This is a genomic window from Pseudarthrobacter oxydans (assembly GCF_030812335.1).
GTDB classification, from domain to species: Bacteria; Actinomycetota; Actinomycetes; order Actinomycetales; family Micrococcaceae; genus Arthrobacter; species Arthrobacter oxydans_B.
Map to the genome: position 1 here is coordinate 313,692 of NZ_JAUSSN010000001.1, position 17,620 is coordinate 331,311.

Sequence of the window (17,620 nt, forward strand, 5' to 3'; positions counted from 1 at the left end):
TCAGATCTTGGCAGGAAAAAGGGTATGGGCTGCGACTCTTTGAGGCAATGTGCTCGGCTGCTGCGTCGGCAGACTGTCCACGAGGCCCGGGAGGCGCGACAGGTCGTTGAAGGTATAAACGTGGAACCCGGCAAAAAGAGGATCGCCCGCCAGCTCGTGGTGAACCTGGCGGATGAGCTGGGCACTGTCGTAGTTAAAGTCGCCACGCCTCCGCAGAGCACGCGCCATTCCTGTCCCGCGGGCCAGCTTGATGGAGCGGCCTACGCCGAGGCGCGCCCCCATGGACACCAGCTTCTTGATGGAGACCGGACCCGGGACCCCAACCCATACCGGAAGCATTACGTCGTTTTTGCGGATCGCATGGAGGTAACGGCTGATTGCCTGCGCGGAAAAGCACATCTGAGTAACCAGTGAGGAGGCCATCGGCGCCTTGGCCCGGAGGCTGCTCATGAGCTGCTCCTGGCTAAGCTCGGGGTGGCCTTCGGGGTAGCCGGCAATGCCCAAGGAGAACTCAGGCGAGTACGCCTTGACCGCCTCCAGGAGTTGTCCGCTCCATGAGTAGGGACCCGCAGGCGTGCGCCGGTCACCCGCAACGAGGAACAGCTCGGAAACTCCCGCGCCCTGCAGTTGCCGTAGCAGGGAATGCAGCTCGGCCTGGCTGGTAATGCTACGGGCGGCGAGATGGGGAACAGTGTGGTAGCCCAGTAGCGCGAGATTTATGGATGCTTCTACGGTCCGGGCGGGACCGTGATGCGGAAGACACGTCACACTGACAGAACCCGGAGCACCGAGGGCCAGGGGGAGTTGGCTGAGCAGATCAGCAGACGGCACAACTTCCAGCCGCACCCTTGCAGCAGCTTCCTTGCTCATTGCGCTCCGTTCTTTGAGCCAACCCGTACTCTGCCCGTTGGGGAGGGCCGCATCCATTCGGGAACCCGGGGCAAGGCTTGACATTCCTATGCTCATATAGTGATATATCAGTTCTAGGAATACTATGTTCATGGAGCCTCCACGTCAAGGCTCAGTCGTACTTCGGGAGGGGACTTGAAAATGGCAAGTGGTGGCGGATTACCCGTGGATGCGGGAGGACCGTATCTGCCGGGGAGGCACGACGAAGAGTCCTTCGCCGACTTCGCCTATAGGGTCCTGTGCGACGAATTAATCGTTCTGGACATCAAACCGGGTGAACCCCTCAACGATGAAGTGATTTCCAAGCGCCTCGGGGTAGGCAGAACGCCGATCCGGGAAGCTATGAAGCGGCTCGAGAGCGACCATTTGGTGGTGGCCTATCCCCGGCGGGGAACATTCGCCGCGGGCGTGGACATAACTGATCTGGCTGAAATCTCCGAGATACGCCAACTTCTAGAGCCGGCAGCTGCAGCGCGCGCTGCGCGGATGGCGTCGCCGCAGCTTCGGCAGGACCTTAGGGATTTTGCCCGGGAAGTCGGGCAGCTTCTGCCGGGGATGCACTCGCAACGGGATCTCATGCGTTTGGATATGCGGGTCCACCGGATGATCTATCGGGCCACTGGAAGTCGGCACCTCGAAGAAGTCCTGATTCGATACGACAACCTGGCAACGAGGATTTGGAGCCTTGTGCTGGAAAAGCTCCCGCCAGTGTCGGAGCATATCGCCCAGCATATTGAGCTTCTCGAATGCATCGCGGAAGGGGATTCCGAAGCAGCTGCACGGCTGACCACCCAGCACGTGGCCGACTTCGAGAATCTGATCAGGGCCGTCCTGTAAACCACCTGGCCTGGAGCCGCACGGCATGACCTCAACCGGGAAAAACGGCGCCTAGAACGCCAAGGATGGCCTTGGCTTTTGTGTGGATCTCTGCCAGCTCATCGTCCGGGTCGGAATCGGCTGTAATGGCCCCACCGATACCCACGGACAGCCGCTGCCGTTCCGCAGGAGGGGTGTGGAAGACTCCGCTGCGAATGGTGACCGAAAGGTCTGCCGCGCCGTTTGGGGAAAAATAGCCAACCACACCTGAATAGGGTCCGCGCGGTTGGGATTCCAATGCGTCGAGGATGGCCATGCTGCTGATCTTGGGTGCCCCGGTCATGGAGCCGGGAGGATAAGCAGCCGCAACAACAGCCGTCCTTGACCGGCCACGGGCAATTGTGGCCTCTATGGTGCTTACCAGCTGGTGCACCGTCGTGTAAGTCTCCACTTCGCAGAGCCGGGTCACAGAAACCGTTCCCGGTTCGGCATGGCGGGACAGGTCGTTTCGCATCAGATCCACGATCATGATGTTCTCCGCCCTGTCCTTTGCCGAGGTCATCAGGTCATGCTTCAACTGCCTGTCCGCCCGGGGCGACGTGTCCCGCCGTCGGGTTCCCTTGATGGGTTCGGCACGGACGCGACCGCCCGCGGTGATACTGAGGAACCGCTCCGGGGAGGAACTCGCGATGGTCACTGCACCAAGCTGGACGAGGCTTGCGAACGGCGCCGGGCTGGCCCGGCGGAGTCTGCGGTATAAGTCCCACGGATCCATGCTCTCGCGGAGATTGGTAAAGATCTGGGTCGTGAGGCACACCTCGTAGGAGTTTCCCTGCACGATTTCGTCCTGGGACGCTGCGATTTTTTGAAGGTAGGACTGGCCGGAGTCCGCTGCGCTGAACTGCACGGCCGGCAACCGGCTGCTGAGGGGCCGGGGCGCGGAAGGCAGGCGCCGGATGCGTCGGGCGACGTTCCTGCACCATTGCTGGCCTTCTGCGCCGGCTTCCGCAAGAAGGTACAGGCAACGTGCCTCGTGGTCGAACACCACGGCCCGGCTGCAACGGATCAATGAGGCATCTGGCAGGGGCGATTCCACCGCGTTTCCGCCACACTCGCGTTTGAGCTCGTAACCCAGGTAGCCCAGCCAGCCGAGGGCGAACCCCAAACCGGGGGGAAGAATGGGCACCGGTGCCTGGCTGCTGTGCCAATTCCTGTCCAGCCAGCTGAAGAAGGGACCCTGGAACCTCGCTATCACCAGCTTTGATTCCATGATGGTTACGCCGTTCAGGTGCTGCGCCCTCATTCCGCGGGCGCCGGAATCGTCGGCCATGATGCTGTAGCGGTTACGTCCGGCCACGGGGTCCGTTGCCGCGTTCGAACTGTCCAGCCAGACGCGGTGGCTGGACAGCCCGTAGAGCTCGTGGAAGGCTGCTTCCGGATCCGGGTAGTCCGCCAGCGGCACACATTGGAGGGCGGGGGTGGCAGGCAGTGTCCGGAGACCGCGAACAGCGGAGAGAGCGGGAAGCTGGGCCAGGGCCTCGGCAGCGTGAACGGGCGCTTCAGGATGCGAAGGGTCCAGGACTGTGACTTCAGCAGGCACCCCGACCCGGCCGTTCTTCGGCCCGGCGAGTATTCGGAGCAGGCAGTCTCGGGTGTCGCCCCGGCTGGTCACGAGGACAACTTCGGGGCATTCGCCGGGCGCGTGCAGCACCTTCCGGCCGGGTTGAGTTCGCACCGTGCAGAAGGAACTCAACACCGTTTCGAGCGCGGAAACAAAGGCTAGCCCTTCAGGCGTATTCCCGCCTTCGACGGCCACGACAACGGATTCCGGGTGCCGGCAGCTGTCCCTGCCGTGGATCACCCGGCAGTTCCAAGGACCAAAGTGCGCGACTGTTTCCGCGCGGCCTCGGTTGTATGCAGGAGAAGCAGGGAAGTGGTGACGGAGCCGACGCCGCCGGGGACAGGTGTCAGTGCCGCGGCAACGCCACGCACGCTGGCTTCGTCGACATCCCCCACGAGGGAGCCGTCGGGAAGGACGTTGGTGCCGACGTCGATCACTACGGCAGCGGAAGAAACGTGGTCGCCTTTGAGCAGGCCGGTCCGCCCGGCTGCGACGACCACGACGTCGGCGGTCTTGGTGTATTTCTCCAGCGGACCTGACTTGGAGTGGCAGACGGTAATGGCCGCGTCACGTTCCAGCAGCAGCAGGGACAACGGCTTCCCCACGACGGCGGAACGGCCAATGATGACGACGTTCCGGCCCGCGAGCGGGATGTCGAAATGGTCAAGGATTTCGATTACGGCGCGGGCCGTAGCCGGCGCGAACGACGGCTGCCCGACAGCCAGCCGGCCAAGACTCAACGGGTTCGCGCCATCGATGTCCTTCTCCGGGTCAATATGCCCGACCAGCACATCTGTCTCGACACCAGGAGGCAGAGGCGTCTGGAGGATGATGCCGTTCACCGACGGATCAGCGCTGAGGTCCTTTAGTGCGGCGGCCAAGACCTCCCCGGTAGCATCGTGGCCAAGGTCCACAATGCGGCAACTGATCCCGGCCCTTTCCGCGGCCCGTTCGATGGACCGGACATACCAGTGCGTGGAGCCGTCGTCCGTGGCCACAACCACCGCGAGCGTTGGGTGCAGCCCGTCGGCCTCAAGGCCCCGGGCCTCATCCTGGGCTTTCTGCTGAATGGTCTTGGCCAGTGTTTTTCCGGAGAGGAGTGAGGTGCTCAACCGAGAATCCTTTCGCGCACACGCCGTACGAGGGAGTCCGCCGCCAGGACGACCTTTTCTTCCAGGCCGTCGGTTTGGCCAGCCAACCGTGAACGGGCTGCGGCGTCTTTGATGGCCACCACGTTGATGTCGATGTTCACCCGGGCCGTGGTGGCGGCTGCGCGGGCTGCGTCGGCGGCCGCGGCGATGTCGCTGATCACGTTGGCGTTCGCGACCTCGAAGAGTTCCGTGGCAAGATCCACGATGGCACCGGCGACCTTGATGAGCTGTGCGGGCGGTTGCGCGGCCAGGATGAGGGCTTCCTGGATGGACGCCGTTCGTGCGGCCCTGAGATCTTCCTGGCCGGACGGAAGTTTGTACGAATCGATGACGCCCTGGAACGCATGTTTGTCAGCGTCGGCCAGGCGCAGGGCCTCCACTACGAGTCCGTCGGCGGCGGTGATGGTCCTTTGAACGAGCTCGGCGTGCTGCTCGTATTTCGCACCGGTGGTGTATCTGGCGACCATGGCGACGAGCGCCGCCCCCTGAGCGGCGTGGAGGGCCGCGGCTGCGCCGCCGCCTGGGGTGGGTTCGCGTGCGGCAAGGCTGGCGAGGTACTCGCTGATTGTTTCTGAACTGATCATGTTGTCTCCCTGGGCTGAAGCTCGAGTCGACTAAGCGGGGTGTGGGACGAGCCATGGAAGAGCGGCGGCCCGGACTCTGGTTCGAGGGAGTCCGGGCCGCGCGCCCTTCAATGGTCCGGCGCGTGGTTAGCCGCGGAGCCTGGTCATTGAGGGGTCGTACAGCGGATCTGCGGTGACTGTGGCCTGGATGCGCCGTCCGAAGTACTCGATCTCGACTGAATCACCCACGGAGACAGCGGCCGGGAGGTACGCGTAGGCGATCGGCTTGGCGACGGTGTAGCCGTAGGCGGCACTGGTGACATAGCCGACCGCCTGGTCCTTGTAGAACACCGGTTCCTTGCCCAGGACGATGCTGCGGCCGTCGTCGACCGTCAGGCAGCGCAGGCGGCGGGCGGAGCCTTCCTCGGTGCGGCCTTCCAAAGCGGCCTTTCCGACGAAGCTCTCCTTGGTCATCTTGACGGCGAACCCGAGGCCGGCTTCCAGGGGATCGTGCTCGGTGGTCATGTCAGTGCCCCACGAGCGGTAACCCTTTTCGAGACGCAGCGAGCTGAAGGCGGCCCGGCCCGCGGCGATAACGCCGTGAGGCTGTCCGGCCTTCCACAGGGCATCCCAGAGGCGCTGTCCATTGTCCGCACTGGTGTAGAGCTCCCAGCCCAGCTCGCCGACGTAGGACAGGCGCATCGCGGTGACGGTGACGCCGCCGATGACCACCTTTTTGGCACGGAAGTAGCGGAGGCCATCGTTGGAGAAATCGTCGCTGCTGACGGTGCTGATGAGGTCCCGTGCCAGGGGGCCCCACAGGCCGATGCAGCAGGTGCCTCCTGTCGTGTCGCGCACCTGTACCCAGTCGCTGGCCGTACCGCTTTCCGTCTGGTGGCGTGCGGCCCGCTCAAAGTAGGCGGTATCGATGTTTCCGTTGGCTCCAAGCTGGAAGGTGTCTTCACTCAGGCGGGCAACGGTGATGTCGCTGCGGATGCCGCCGGCGTGGTCCAGCAGGAGGGTGTAGGTGACTGCGCCGGGCTTCTTTGTCATGTCCGCGGTGGTGAGTTCCTGCAGCAGCTTCAGTGCACCCGGGCCGGAGACCTCGAGGCGCTTGAGCGGAGTCATGTCGTACATGGCCACTGCCGTGCGGGTCTTCCAAGCTTCCGCAGCTGCAATGGGCGAGCTGAACATCCCTGACCAGGCATCACGGGCCGGGGGCTGCCACTCAGCCGGCATCTCCTTCAGCAGGTCCGCGTTGGCTTCGAACCAGTAGGGGCGTTCCCATCCGCCGCCCTCCAGGAAGAATCCTCCCAGGGCCTTGTGGCGGGCGTAAAAAGGGCTGACCCGGAGGTTGCGGGGGGAGAGCTTGGACTGGAGCGGGTGCAGGACATCGTAGATTTCAACGAAATTCTGCTGTGACGTTTCGCTGACATATTCCGGGGTCAGCTGGACCTCTTCAAAGCGGTGAATATCGCAGTCACCCAGATCGATCTCCGACCTGCCGGTGGTCAGCAGTTCGGCAACGGCGCGGGCGATGCCGGCTGAGTGGGTCACCCAGACGGCTTCGGCGACGAAGAAGCCATCCAACTCCTTGGACTCGCCCACCAGGGATCCGCCGTCGGGGGTGAAGGAGAAGATGCCGTTGAAGCCATCCTCGATGTCGCTTTCCCGCAGCGCAGGCAGCATGCGCTTGGTGGCTTCCCACGCCGGGAGGAAGTCTTCCAGGGTGAAGTCCAGCCGGGACGGCATGTTGTGATCGCTGATCGCGGCCGGCTCGTAGGTGGCCAGGTCCGCAAGGTCCACGGGCATGGGGCGGTGCGCGTACGAACCGATACCGTAGCGTTCGCCGTGCTCGCGGTAGTAAAGGTCCTGGTCCTGGTGTCGCAGGATGGGCAGGGAGGCGCCGTTGGGCAGGTCGTTCTTGCCCTTCAATGCCGGCACCGGAGTGGTTTTGACGTACTGGTGGGCCAACGGCAGAAGGGGGACGGACATGCCGATCATCTCGCCGATCTTGGCCCCCCAGAAGCCTGCGCAGGAAACCACGATGTCCGCGGGGATAACACCGTCGGACGTCTCGACGCCCGTGACGCGCCGGCCGGACTGTTCAATACCCGTGACCGTGGTGTTGCCCCGGTAATTGACGCCCGCGGCTTCCGTACGCTTGATCAGCAGCTGAACGGCGCGGGCGGCGTTGGCCAGGCCGTCGCTGGGGACATGGAGCCCGCCCAGGATGTCTTCCTCGTTCAGCAGCGGGTAGAGCTCCATGCACTCTTCACGCGAAAGCATCTTGCCGCTGATTCCATACGATGCGGCGTATCCGAGCTTCCGCTTCAGGTCCGCGAGACGGGTCTCGGTGGTGGCGACCTCGAGTCCGCCGACCTGGTTGAAGCAGTTGACGCCGTCCTCGGTTAAGGACAGAAGCTTCTCCACCGTGTACTTGGCGAAGAGTGCCATGGACTTTGAGGCGTTGGTCTGAAAGACGAGACCGGGGGCGTGGGACGTGGAGCCCCCGGGCATGTTCAGCGGTCCCTGGTCCAGGACAGTGATGTTGTTCCAACCCCGGGTGACCAGTTCGTCGGCCAGGTTCGTGCCGACGATTCCAGCTCCGATAATGACAATGCGTGGCGTCGATGCCATGTGGTTTCTCCTGCTGATCTTCGTGTGTTGTCTTTGCTGGTTCGGTGGTCGTGCTTAGCGGAACACGACTGTGCTGGTTTGGTCCAGCAGCACACGGTGTTCGCAGTGCCACCGCACGGCGCGGGACAGTGCCAGTGCCTCGGCGTCCTGTCCGACCGTTGAAAGCGCGGTCGGTCCGTAGCTGTGGTCGACCCTGATGACTTCCTGTTCGATGATTGGCCCCTCATCCAGTTCCGCGGTTACGTAGTGGGCCGTGGCGCCCACGAGCTTGACTCCACGGTCGTAGGCCTGGTGGTAAGGGCGAGCACCCTTGAACCCGGGGAGGAATGAGTGGTGGATGTTGATAGCCCGGCCTTCCAAGGAGCGGCAGAGGTCGTCGGACAGAACCTGCATATACCGGGCGAGCACTACGAGGTCGATTTTATGCTCATCCACCAGTTCCAAAAGGCGCCGTTCGGCATCCAACTTTGTCTCAGGGGTCACTGGAAGGTAGATGAAGGGGAGGCCCGCGGCCTCGGCCATGGCCCGGTGGGTTTCATGGTTGGAAACGATAAGGGCGATGTCGCCTCCGAGACTTCCGCCCCGCCAGCGGAAAAGCAGGTCGTTCAGGCAGTGGCCGAACTTGGACACCATCACCATGACGCGCTGCTTGGTTTCGTCGTGAAAACTGAACTTCATGTCGAACCGGTCGGCGATCGAACGGAATTCTTCCTCGAGCCTCTCCGGGGTGTGGTCCGCCGAGCCGGAGAAGGCGGTGCGCAAATGCAGCGTCTGGCGGAGGCCGTCATCGAACTGCTGGTGTTCGTCGATGTTGAAGCCACGCTCAAAGAGGAAGGTGGTAACCGCCTGGACGATGCCCGCGCGTTCGCCGCACGACAGTGTGAGCACGAATTTCTGCGTTTGGTCGTCCTCGCGAGCCTCCGACTGAGTCAGCGTGCTGGTAGATGAGTCTGTCGCCACTAGGGTCATGTCTCCTCCTTAGATATATTTCAAGATCTACTACTGATATATTAGCGTGGAAATCAGCGTATACTGGTCGGTGGGTGAGGTCAATAGCCTTCTAGGCTTGAGTGAAAAGGGGCACGTTATGGCTTTTGAAGTTCTGGCAATCGCCGACGATGCGGCAAAGAGGTCGTTGGCCGACGTCGCTTACGAGCGCATCAGGGACCGGCTGCTGATGCTTGACATCAAGCCCGGCGATCTCCTCAATGACGACGACCTCGCCAAGGACCTCGGCGTCGGGCGGACTCCGGTACGTGAAGCCTTGAAGCGGCTGGAGCTCGATCGCCTGGTAGTTTCCTATCCGCGACGGGGGACTTTCGCGACGCGGGTGGAGGTCACCGACCTTGCGTTCATTTCCGAAATACGCACCCAGCTCGAACCCCTTGCCGCCTCCCGGGCGGCGCGGGTGGCGACGGATTCGATGAGGGAGCGGTTGCGGGGTGTTATGCGCGCTGTGGAGTCTTTCGACACCAGTACGGCATCCGCGGTCGAAACCCTGCGGCTGGATGCTCGGGTGCACCAAGGCATATACGCCGCCGCCGGCAATCCCCACCTCGAGGACGTTCTGATTCGTTATGACAATCTCGCGATACGCATCTGGTGCGTGGTCCTGGATCGCCTTCCCGACCTTTCGCGCCACGTGCATGAGCACGAGGACCTGCTCCGTGCGGTTATCGACGGGGATGAGGCCCTGGCGGCGGAGCTCGCGCGAATCCACGTCAGCGGCTTCGAGCACGCTGTACGCGAAGCTCTTTTCGCCACTTAGGCCACATCTCCAGCGGCCTTGAGCTGAAGCGCGGCCGGGAGGCCGTGCTTCAGCCGCCCCGGCCGCCTGGTCTCTTTGTGGCCCTTGGCTCTGCCGGCCAAACCGGCCGGAAAATCTGTTGACACCCATCGGAGTGGATAGCATACTTGAATCACGACACTAATATATCAACAGGATATTAGTTAGCAGACTTAGGAGAAATGATGGTCGACGTTCTGACCCGCTCGCTCGCAGAGACCGATCCGCTGATCCACGCCGCTATACAGCAGGAACTGCTGCGGCAGCAGGGCACCCTGGAGATGATCGCCTCGGAAAACTTTGCGCCGACTGCCGTTATGGAAGCGCAGGGATCTGTCCTGACCAACAAGTATGCCGAGGGTTACCCCGGCAAGCGCTACTACGGCGGCTGCGAGCACGTCGACGTCGTCGAGCAGTTGGCCATTGACCGGCTCAAGTCACTCTTCGGTTCCGAATTCGCTAATGTCCAGCCCCACTCCGGCGCGCAGGCCAATGCATCGGCCATGTTCGCACTCATCCAGCCCGGTGACACCATCCTGGGGCTGAATCTCGCGCACGGCGGCCACCTGACTCACGGCATGCGGATCAACTTCTCGGGGAAGCTGTACAAAGTTGTCCCGTATGGCGTTCGCGAGGACACCATGCAGATCGACATGGCCGAGGTGGAGCGCCTCGCCGTTGAGAACAAGCCGCGTCTGATCGTGGCCGGCTGGTCCGCCTACTCCCGCCAGCTGGACTTCGCCGAGTTCCGCCGGATCGCCGACCTGGTCGGCGCGTACCTGATGGTGGACATGGCGCATTTCGCCGGTCTGGTGGCAGCCGGGCTGCACCCGAACCCGGTGCCGCACGCCCACATCGTCACGAGCACCACGCACAAGACCCTTGGCGGCCCCCGTGGTGGTGTGATCCTGACAAATGACGCCGACATCGCCAAGAAGGTTAACTCCGCGGTTTTCCCCGGCCAGCAGGGTGGACCGCTGGAACACGTGATCGCGGCGAAGGCTGTCGCTTTCAAACTCGCGGCGGAGCCCGAATTCCGGGAACGCCAGGAGCGCACCCTGGAAGGTGCGAGCATCATCGCCGAACGCCTGTTGGCGGCAGACGTCGCCGAATCCGGTGCGACTGTGGTCAGCGGCGGCACCGATGTGCATCTGGTCCTGGTGGACCTGCGGAGCTCGGACCTGGACGGCCAGCAGGGCGAAGACCGCCTGCACCGCATCGGCATCACGGTCAACCGCAATGCCGTCCCGTTTGACCCGCGCCCGCCCATGGTCTCGTCCGGTCTTCGCATCGGCACCCCGGCCCTTGCCACGCGTGGCTTTGGCAAAGCCGAGTTCACCGAAGTGGCCGACATTATTGCCGCAGCCCTCAAACGCGAGTTCAGCGAGGACACGGCAGCAGAACTTCGGCAACGGGTTGAAAACCTGGCAGAAAAGTTCCCCCTTTACCCGAACCTCTCCGCTGACACGAACGGGGCAGCATAATGAGCGCGGACCAGCTTCCGGAACACCCGGATTTCCTCTGGCGCAACCCGGACCCCAAGAAGAGCTACGACGCCGTGATTGTCGGCGGCGGCGGGCACGGCCTCGCCACCGCCTACTACCTGGCCAAGAACCACGGGATGACCAACATCGCCATCCTGGAAAAGGGCTGGCTTGCCGGCGGCAACATGGCCCGGAACACCACGATCATCCGCTCCAACTATCTCTGGGACGAGTCCGCGGCGATCTATGAGCACGCCCTGAAACTTTGGGAGATCCTGCCGGAGGAACTCGAGTACGACTTCCTGTTCAGCCAGCGCGGGGTCATGAACCTCGCCCACACCCTGGGCGATGTGCGCGAAAGCATCCGCCGGGTCGGGGCCAACAAGCTCAACGGCGTCGACGCCGAGTGGCTGGACCCGCAGCAGGTCAAGGAACTCTGCCCCATCCTGAACATCAACGACAACATCCGTTACCCGGTCATGGGTGCCACGTACCAGCCGCGCGCCGGCATCGCCAAGCACGACCATGTCGCGTGGGCCTTCGCCCGCAAATGCGATGAGCTCGGCGTGGACATCATCCAGAACTGCGAGGTCACCGGCTTCGTCAAGGACGGAAACAAGGTGGTGGGGGTCAAGACCAGCCGCGGCACCATCAACACCGAAAAAGTCGGCCTCTGCGCCGCCGGGCACAGCTCGGTTCTCGCGGAAATGGCCGGGTTCCGGCTCCCCATCCAGTCCCACCCGCTGCAGGCACTGGTGTCCGAACTCCACGAACCGGTCCACCCCACGGTGGTCATGTCCAACCACGTCCACGTCTACGTCTCCCAGGCGCACAAGGGCGAACTGGTCATGGGCGCCGGCGTCGACTCCTACAACGGCTACGGCCAGCGCGGCTCCTTCCACGTGATCGAGCACCAGATGGCAGCCGCCGTCGAACTCTTCCCGATCTTCGCCCGGGCCCATGTGCTCCGGACCTGGGGCGGGATCGTGGACACCACCCTGGACGCCTCCCCGATCGTTGGCACCTCCCCGGTGGAGAACATGTTCGTCAACTGCGGCTGGGGCACCGGCGGATTCAAGGGGACCCCGGCGGCCGGCCTGACGTTCGCCCACACCATCGCCACCGGCACCCCGCACGAGCTGAACAAGCCCTTTGCCCTGGAGCGCTTCGAAACCGGCGCCCTGATCGATGAACACGGCGCCGCCGCCGTGGCCCACTAGAGAGAGGTAAGGACATGCTTCTGATTTCCTGCCCCAACTGCGGTTCCCGCGACGAGACGGAGTTCCACTACGGCGGCCAGGCCCACGTGCCCTACCCGGAGAACCCGAACGAACTGAACGACCGCGAATGGGCCGAGTTCCTGTTCTACCGCGACAACACCAAGGGCGCCTTCGCCGAGCGCTGGCTGCACAGCACCGGCTGCCGCCAGTGGTTCAACATGCTCCGCGACACGGTCACGTACGACATCCAGGCCATTTACCCGATGGGCGCCTCCCGGCCGGCAACCGCCATCCCGGCGGCGGCTGAATCCGGCACCGCCAGCACCGCCGCCGACAGCACCACCACCGGTGACGCCGCACCCAGCACCGCCGCCACCAGCACCACCGCCCCGGAAGGAGCAACCAAGTGACTTCCCAGAACGCCCGCCTCGCTGCCGGCGGACGCATCGACCGCACCATCTCCTGGCGTTTCACCGTGGACGGCGAGGAATTCACCGGCCACCCCGGCGACACGCTCGCCTCGGCCCTGCTCGCCAACGGCCGGATCACCGTCGGTAACTCGCTCTACGAGGACCGGCCCCGCGGCATCTTGGCCGCCGGCGTCGAGGAGTCCAACGCCCTGGTCAAGGTCGCCCCCCGGTTCCCGGGCCACGTGGCCGAGTCCATGCTCCCCGCCACCACCGTCACCCTGGTGGACGGCCTGAAGGCAGAGCTGCTCAACGGCCTGGGCCGCCTGGACCCGGAGGAGGACCGCGCCGAGTACGACAAGAAGTACGTCCACACCGACGTGCTGGTCATCGGTGGCGGCCCCGCCGGCCTGGCCGCGGCCCGCGAGGCCGCACGCACCGGTGCCCGCGTCATGCTGTTGGATGATCAGCCCGAACTGGGCGGATCGCTGCTGTCCGGCCCCACCGCGCCGGACCTGGCCGAGACCATAGAGGGCAAGCCTGCCCTGGAATGGGTGGCGGACGTCGAAGCGGAGCTCGTCTCCGGCGCCGAGTGCACCGTCCTGAACCGCACCACCGCCTTCGGCGCCTACGATGCCAACTACGTCATCGCCGTCCAGAACCGCACCGACCACCTGTCCAGCCCCGCCGCTTCCGGGGTGTCACGGCAGCGGATCTGGCACATCCGCGCCAACCAGGTGGTTCTGGCCCCCGGCGCCCACGAACGCCCGCTGGTCTTTGAGAACAACGACCGGCCCGGCATCATGCTCGCCTCGGCCGTCCGCAGCTATCTCAACCGCTACGCGGTGGCCGCCGGGCAGCGCGTGGTCATCGGCACCACCAACGACAGCGCCTACGCCCTCGCCGCGGACCTGCGTGCCGCCGGCGTGAAGGTCGCCGCCGTCGTGGACGCCCGCGCCAAGCTCACAAACGTCGCCGCAGCCTCCGCCGAAGCGGGCACCCGCGTGCTGATCGGCAGCGCCGTGGCCGCCACAGCTTCCGGTTCCGCCGACGGCCGGGTTGGGAGCGTGACGGTCCGCAGCATCAACGACGACGGCGACCTCACCTCCGGCATCGAAGAGATCGCCTGCGACCTGCTGGCCGTCTCGGGCGGCTGGAGCCCGCTGGTCCACCTCCACTCCCAGCGGCAGGGCAAGCTGCGCTGGGACGAGGATCTGGCCGCCTTCGTGCCCAGCACCCTGGTCCCGAACCAGCAGACCGTCGGCTCCGGGCGCGGCAGCTTCGACCTCGGCGACTGTCTCGCCGAAGGCATCTCCGCCGGAACCGCGGCAGCCATGGCCGCCGGCTTCAGCCCCGACAATTCCGGCGCAGGAGCCGGCCCGCTGGCCCTTGCGGAACCGAAGGCGTCCGCCCCGACCCGGCAGCTGTGGCTGGTCCCGGGCCAGGAGGGCACGCCGGATGACTGGCACCACCACTTCGTGGACTTCCAGCGTGACCAGTCCGTGGCCGACGTGCTGCGCTCCACCGGAGCGGGCATGAGGTCCGTGGAACACATCAAGCGCTACACCTCGATCAGCACCGCCAACGACCAGGGCAAGACCTCCGGCGTCAACGCGATCGGCGTCATCGCCGCGGCACTGCGCCAGGCCGGCGAAGCGTCCCGGGGCATCGGCGACATCGGCACCACCACCTACCGGGCACCGTTCACGCCGGTGGCGTTCGCGGCACTCGCGGGACGCCAGCGCGGCGAACTGTTCGACCCCGCCCGCGTCACCTCGATCCACCCGTGGCACGTCGCCAGGGGTGCCCTGTTCGAAGATGTCGGGCAGTGGAAGCGCCCCTGGTACTACCCGCAGGACGGCGAGGACATGGACTCCGCGGTGTTCCGCGAATGCGCCGCCGTCCGCGAGTCCGTGGGCTTTATGGACGCCACCACCCTGGGCAAGATCGAGATCCGGGGCAAGGACGCGGGTGAGTTCCTCAACCGGGTCTACACCAACGCGTTCAAGAAGCTCGCCCCCGGATCGGCCCGCTACGGCGTGATGTGCATGGCGGACGGCATGATCTTCGACGACGGCGTGACCCTTCGCCTCGACGAGGACCGGTACTTCATGACCACCACCACCGGCGGCGCCGCGAAGGTGCTGGACTGGCTCGAGGAATGGCTGCAAACCGAATGGCCCGACCTGGACGTGCACTGCACCTCGGTGACCGAACAGTGGACCACGATCGCCGTCGTGGGGCCCAAATCGCGGGCGGTCATCGCCAAGGTGGCGCCCGAACTCGCCGCAGGCGGCGGGCTCGACGCCGAAGCCTTCCCGTTCATGACCTTCCGGGAAACCACCCTCGCCTCCGGCGTGCAGGCGCGGATCTGCCGGATCTCCTTCTCCGGCGAACTGGCGTACGAGATCAATGTGCCGGCCTGGTACGGCCTGAACACCTGGGAAGCCGTGGCAGCGGCCGGTGCGGAATTCAACATCACCCCGTACGGCACCGAAACCATGCACGTGCTGCGTGCCGAAAAGGGCTACCCGATCGTCGGCCAGGACACCGACGGGACAGTGACCCCGCAGGACGCCGGGATGGAATGGATCGTCTCCAAGGCCAAAGACTTCATCGGCAAGCGCTCCTACGCCCGCAAGGACGCCAGCCGCACGGACCGCAAGCACCTGGTCAGCGTCCTTCCCGTGGACGGATCGCTGCGGCTGCCGGAAGGAACCCAGCTCGTGGAAAAGGGGATCACAACGAACCCCGCTGACGGACCCGTCCCCATGCAGGGCTTCGTGACCTCGAGCTACCACAGCGCCGCGCTCGGCCGCTCGTTCGCCCTGGCCCTGATCAAGAACGGCCGCAACCGCATCGGCGAGACTCTCGTGGCCGCCGCAGGTGACCAGCTGGTGGACGTTGTTGTCGCCGAAACCGTACTTTTTGACCCCGAAGGGACCCGCAAAGATGGCTAACACCGCAGCACTCACAGGCTTCAATGGACTTCGGGACATCCGCCGCAGCCCGGCCTCGCACCTGGCCGAGGCCCTGGAAGCCGGCTCCGTGCCGGGAACGGTGGTCCTGAAGGAAGGCCCGTTCCAGACCATGGCCGGGGTCCGCGTCGCCCCCGGCTCCGCGGAAGGCTCGCGGATCGCCGCCGTCACCGGCGGCCTGCCGGCCCGTTGCGGCGAGGTGGCCGGCACGGACAGCATCAGCGTCCTCTGGCTGGGGCCGTCCGAGTTCCTGGTGGTGGCACCGGAGGAGGCCCATGACTCCCTGGACGGCAACCTCATCGGTTCCCTCACAGCCGCCCTGGGCAACGCCCCGGGCCAGGTGGTGGACCTCTCCGCAAACCGCACCACGTTCGAACTCTCCGGCCCACGAGCCCGGGCAGTGCTGGAAAAGGGCTGCGCCCTGGACCTGCACCCCCGTAGCTTCACCCCGGGAACGGCGCTGGCCACGGAGGTCGGTAACATCCCCGTGGTGCTGGAGAAGACCGGGGAGGACAGCTTCCGGATCTTCCCGCGCGCCTCCTTTGCGGAGTTCCTGGGCCGCTGGCTCCTCGACGGCATGCGCGAGTACGCGTCCCCCGAGGTGCCCTGATGGCGCTTAGCGCCCTGGACCTGTTCTCTGTTGGCATCGGGCCCTCCTCCTCCCACACGGTGGGCCCGATGCGGGCGGCGAAGCTGTTCGCCGACGGACTCAAAAGCGACGGACACCTAAGCTCCACCAAACGGGTCCAGGCCGAGCTGTTCGGCTCCCTCGGGGCCACCGGCAGGGGCCACGGTTCGGACAAGGCCGTTGTCCTGGGCTTTCAAGGGCTGGATCCGGAAACCGTGGACACTGCCACCGCCGATGACCAGGTGGCCGCCGCTGCCCTGGATGCCGAACTCCGGATCGGCGGGGAGCACCGGGTGGACTTCAACTGGGACGAGGACGTGGTGCTGCACCGGCGCAAGTCCCTGCCGGCCCACCCCAACGGCATGACGTTCCGGGCGCTGGACCACACCGGCGCCGTCCTCAGCGAACGGAGCTTCTATTCAGTCGGGGGCGGCTTCGTTGTTGACGGCGACGCTGACGCCGGAGACCAGGTGGTATCTGACGCCACCATCCTTCCTTACCCGTTCGCGACCGCCGACGAACTCCTGGCCATCTGTAAACGGGAGGGCATGTCCATCTCCGACGTCATGTTGGCCAACGAACTCACCTGGCGCAGCGAAGCGGAGCTTCGCGAGAAGCTGCTGAAACTCTGGGCGGTCATGCGCCAGTGCGTGGACAATGGCTGCGCCGCCGAAGGAATCCTTCCCGGCGGGCTGAACGTCAGACGCCGGGCGCCGTCGCTCTTCAAGACCCTGACGGCGGACACCGGCGTCACCGATCCGCTCCGGGCGATGGAGTGGGTGAACCTCTTCGCCCTCGCTGTCAATGAGGAAAACGCGGCCGGCGGGCGGATCGTCACCGCCCCGACCAACGGAGCGGCCGGGATCGTGCCCGCAGTACTGCACTACTACGTCAAGTTTGTCCCCGGAGCCAACGACGACGGCGTCATCCGCTTCCTGCTCACGGCAGCCGCAGTCGGAATCCTGTTCAAGATCAACGCCTCCATCTCCGGGGCCGAGGTCGGCTGCCAGGGCGAAGTCGGTTCCGCCTGCTCCATGGCCGCCGCGGGGCTCTGTGAGGTCCTGGGCGGGACGCCCGAACAGGTGGAAAACGCCGCCGAAGTCGGGATCGAACACAACCTGGGCCTGACCTGCGACCCAGTGGGCGGGCTGGTGCAGATCCCGTGCATCGAACGCAACGCCATCGCCAGCGTCAAAGCCATCAACGCCGCCCGCTTGTGCCTCCACGGCGACGGCAGCCACAAGGTTTCCCTCGATAAAGCCATCAAGACCATGCGGGAGACCGGAGCGGACATGATGACCAAGTACAAGGAGACGTCACGCGGTGGCCTCGCGGTCAACGTCATCGAGTGCTGAGCCCGTGAAGTGCCGGTGGCCCCGAGTGTGAACAGACATCTCGGGGCTTGTCCCATTAGTAA

The 17,620-nt window shown here is 64.9% G+C and carries 14 protein-coding genes; 8 read left to right on the forward strand and 6 right to left on the reverse strand.

The window, feature by feature from the left end; translation table 11 throughout:
* Window positions 1-870 (reverse strand): methylenetetrahydrofolate reductase, encoded by an 870-nt coding sequence (locus J2W14_RS01475; protein WP_307457348.1) that lies wholly within the window; start codon window positions 868-870, stop codon window positions 1-3.
* A gap of 180 nt (window positions 871-1,050) precedes the next feature.
* On the opposite strand from J2W14_RS01475, the gene J2W14_RS01480 reads away from it, so the two are divergent.
* Entirely contained in the window at window positions 1,051-1,746 is a 696-nt protein-coding gene (locus tag J2W14_RS01480) for a GntR family transcriptional regulator (protein WP_307458261.1), read from the forward strand.
* Between the two features lie 31 nt (window positions 1,747-1,777).
* Here J2W14_RS01480 and J2W14_RS01485 read toward each other — a convergent pair whose 3' ends face one another.
* From J2W14_RS01485 to purU, 5 genes are all read right to left on the reverse strand, one after another.
* Complete coding sequence (locus J2W14_RS01485) at window positions 1,778-3,460, reverse strand: anthranilate synthase component I family protein (RefSeq protein ID WP_307457350.1); 1,683 nt, start codon at window positions 3,458-3,460, stop codon at window positions 1,778-1,780.
* Window positions 3,461-3,582: 122 nt separating this feature from the next.
* Complete coding sequence (locus J2W14_RS01490; RefSeq protein ID WP_307457354.1) at window positions 3,583-4,458, reverse strand: bifunctional 5,10-methylenetetrahydrofolate dehydrogenase/5,10-methenyltetrahydrofolate cyclohydrolase; 876 nt, start codon at window positions 4,456-4,458, stop codon at window positions 3,583-3,585.
* Complete coding sequence (locus tag J2W14_RS01495; RefSeq protein WP_307457356.1) at window positions 4,455-5,081, reverse strand: cyclodeaminase/cyclohydrolase family protein; 627 nt, start codon at window positions 5,079-5,081, stop codon at window positions 4,455-4,457. The genes J2W14_RS01490 and J2W14_RS01495 overlap by 4 nt, the downstream gene beginning before the upstream one ends.
* A 126-nt stretch (window positions 5,082-5,207) precedes the next feature.
* The gene (locus J2W14_RS01500; protein WP_307457358.1) at window positions 5,208-7,700 is read right to left on the reverse strand and encodes a GcvT family protein; all 2,493 of its coding nucleotides are present in this window, start codon (window positions 7,698-7,700) and stop codon (window positions 5,208-5,210) included.
* A 54-nt stretch (window positions 7,701-7,754) separates the two neighbouring features.
* Window positions 7,755-8,669, reverse strand: coding sequence for a formyltetrahydrofolate deformylase (gene purU / locus J2W14_RS01505; RefSeq protein ID WP_307457360.1), 915 nt, complete (start codon window positions 8,667-8,669; stop codon window positions 7,755-7,757).
* A gap of 118 nt (window positions 8,670-8,787) precedes the next feature.
* Here purU and J2W14_RS01510 point away from each other — a divergent pair, with 118 nt between their 5' ends.
* From J2W14_RS01510 to J2W14_RS01540, 7 genes are all read left to right on the forward strand, one after another.
* Window positions 8,788-9,468 (forward strand): GntR family transcriptional regulator, encoded by a 681-nt coding sequence (locus tag J2W14_RS01510; RefSeq protein WP_307457363.1) that lies wholly within the window; start codon window positions 8,788-8,790, stop codon window positions 9,466-9,468.
* A gap of 203 nt (window positions 9,469-9,671) precedes the next feature.
* Window positions 9,672-10,970: a serine hydroxymethyltransferase gene (gene glyA, locus J2W14_RS01515; protein ID WP_307458263.1), complete on the forward strand. Its 1,299-nt coding sequence runs from the start codon at window positions 9,672-9,674 to the stop codon at window positions 10,968-10,970.
* The gene (locus tag J2W14_RS01520; protein WP_307457366.1) at window positions 10,970-12,190 is read left to right on the forward strand and encodes a sarcosine oxidase subunit beta family protein; all 1,221 of its coding nucleotides are present in this window, start codon (window positions 10,970-10,972) and stop codon (window positions 12,188-12,190) included. Before glyA ends, J2W14_RS01520 begins: the two co-directional genes overlap by 1 nt.
* Before the next feature lie 14 nt (window positions 12,191-12,204).
* Window positions 12,205-12,600: a sarcosine oxidase subunit delta gene (locus tag J2W14_RS01525; RefSeq protein ID WP_307457370.1), complete on the forward strand. Its 396-nt coding sequence runs from the start codon at window positions 12,205-12,207 to the stop codon at window positions 12,598-12,600.
* A complete protein-coding gene (locus J2W14_RS01530; protein ID WP_307457373.1) occupies window positions 12,597-15,557 on the forward strand; it encodes a sarcosine oxidase subunit alpha family protein in 2,961 nt (986 codons plus the stop codon). Before J2W14_RS01525 ends, J2W14_RS01530 begins: the two co-directional genes overlap by 4 nt.
* Window positions 15,550-16,185, forward strand: a complete 636-nt coding sequence (locus tag J2W14_RS01535; RefSeq protein ID WP_307457376.1) for a sarcosine oxidase subunit gamma — start codon at window positions 15,550-15,552, stop codon at window positions 16,183-16,185. The genes J2W14_RS01530 and J2W14_RS01535 overlap by 8 nt, the downstream gene beginning before the upstream one ends.
* Window positions 16,185-17,558: an L-serine ammonia-lyase gene (locus J2W14_RS01540; RefSeq protein WP_307457379.1), complete on the forward strand. Its 1,374-nt coding sequence runs from the start codon at window positions 16,185-16,187 to the stop codon at window positions 17,556-17,558. Before J2W14_RS01535 ends, J2W14_RS01540 begins: the two co-directional genes overlap by 1 nt.
* The last annotated feature ends 62 nt before the right edge of the window (window positions 17,559-17,620 follow it).

Excerpts from the sequence above, each read along its gene's own strand:
- glyA (WP_307458263.1), top strand. The coding sequence starts at position 9,672 with ATGGTCGACGTTCTGACCCGCTCGCTCGCAGAGACCGATCCGCTGATC.
- J2W14_RS01500 (WP_307457358.1), bottom strand. The coding sequence starts at position 7,700 with ATGGCATCGACGCCACGCATTGTCATTATCGGAGCTGGAATCGTCGGC.
- J2W14_RS01475 (WP_307457348.1), bottom strand. The coding sequence starts at position 870 with ATGAGCAAGGAAGCTGCTGCAAGGGTGCGGCTGGAAGTTGTGCCGTCT.
- J2W14_RS01520 (WP_307457366.1), top strand. The coding sequence starts at position 10,970 with ATGAGCGCGGACCAGCTTCCGGAACACCCGGATTTCCTCTGGCGCAAC.
- purU (WP_307457360.1), bottom strand. The coding sequence starts at position 8,669 with ATGACCCTAGTGGCGACAGACTCATCTACCAGCACGCTGACTCAGTCG.
- J2W14_RS01535 (WP_307457376.1), top strand. The coding sequence starts at position 15,550 with ATGGCTAACACCGCAGCACTCACAGGCTTCAATGGACTTCGGGACATC.
- J2W14_RS01540 (WP_307457379.1), top strand. The coding sequence starts at position 16,185 with ATGGCGCTTAGCGCCCTGGACCTGTTCTCTGTTGGCATCGGGCCCTCC.
- J2W14_RS01480 (WP_307458261.1), top strand. The coding sequence starts at position 1,051 with ATGGCAAGTGGTGGCGGATTACCCGTGGATGCGGGAGGACCGTATCTG.
- J2W14_RS01495 (WP_307457356.1), bottom strand. The coding sequence starts at position 5,081 with ATGATCAGTTCAGAAACAATCAGCGAGTACCTCGCCAGCCTTGCCGCA.
- J2W14_RS01510 (WP_307457363.1), top strand. The coding sequence starts at position 8,788 with ATGGCTTTTGAAGTTCTGGCAATCGCCGACGATGCGGCAAAGAGGTCG.
- J2W14_RS01525 (WP_307457370.1), top strand. The coding sequence starts at position 12,205 with ATGCTTCTGATTTCCTGCCCCAACTGCGGTTCCCGCGACGAGACGGAG.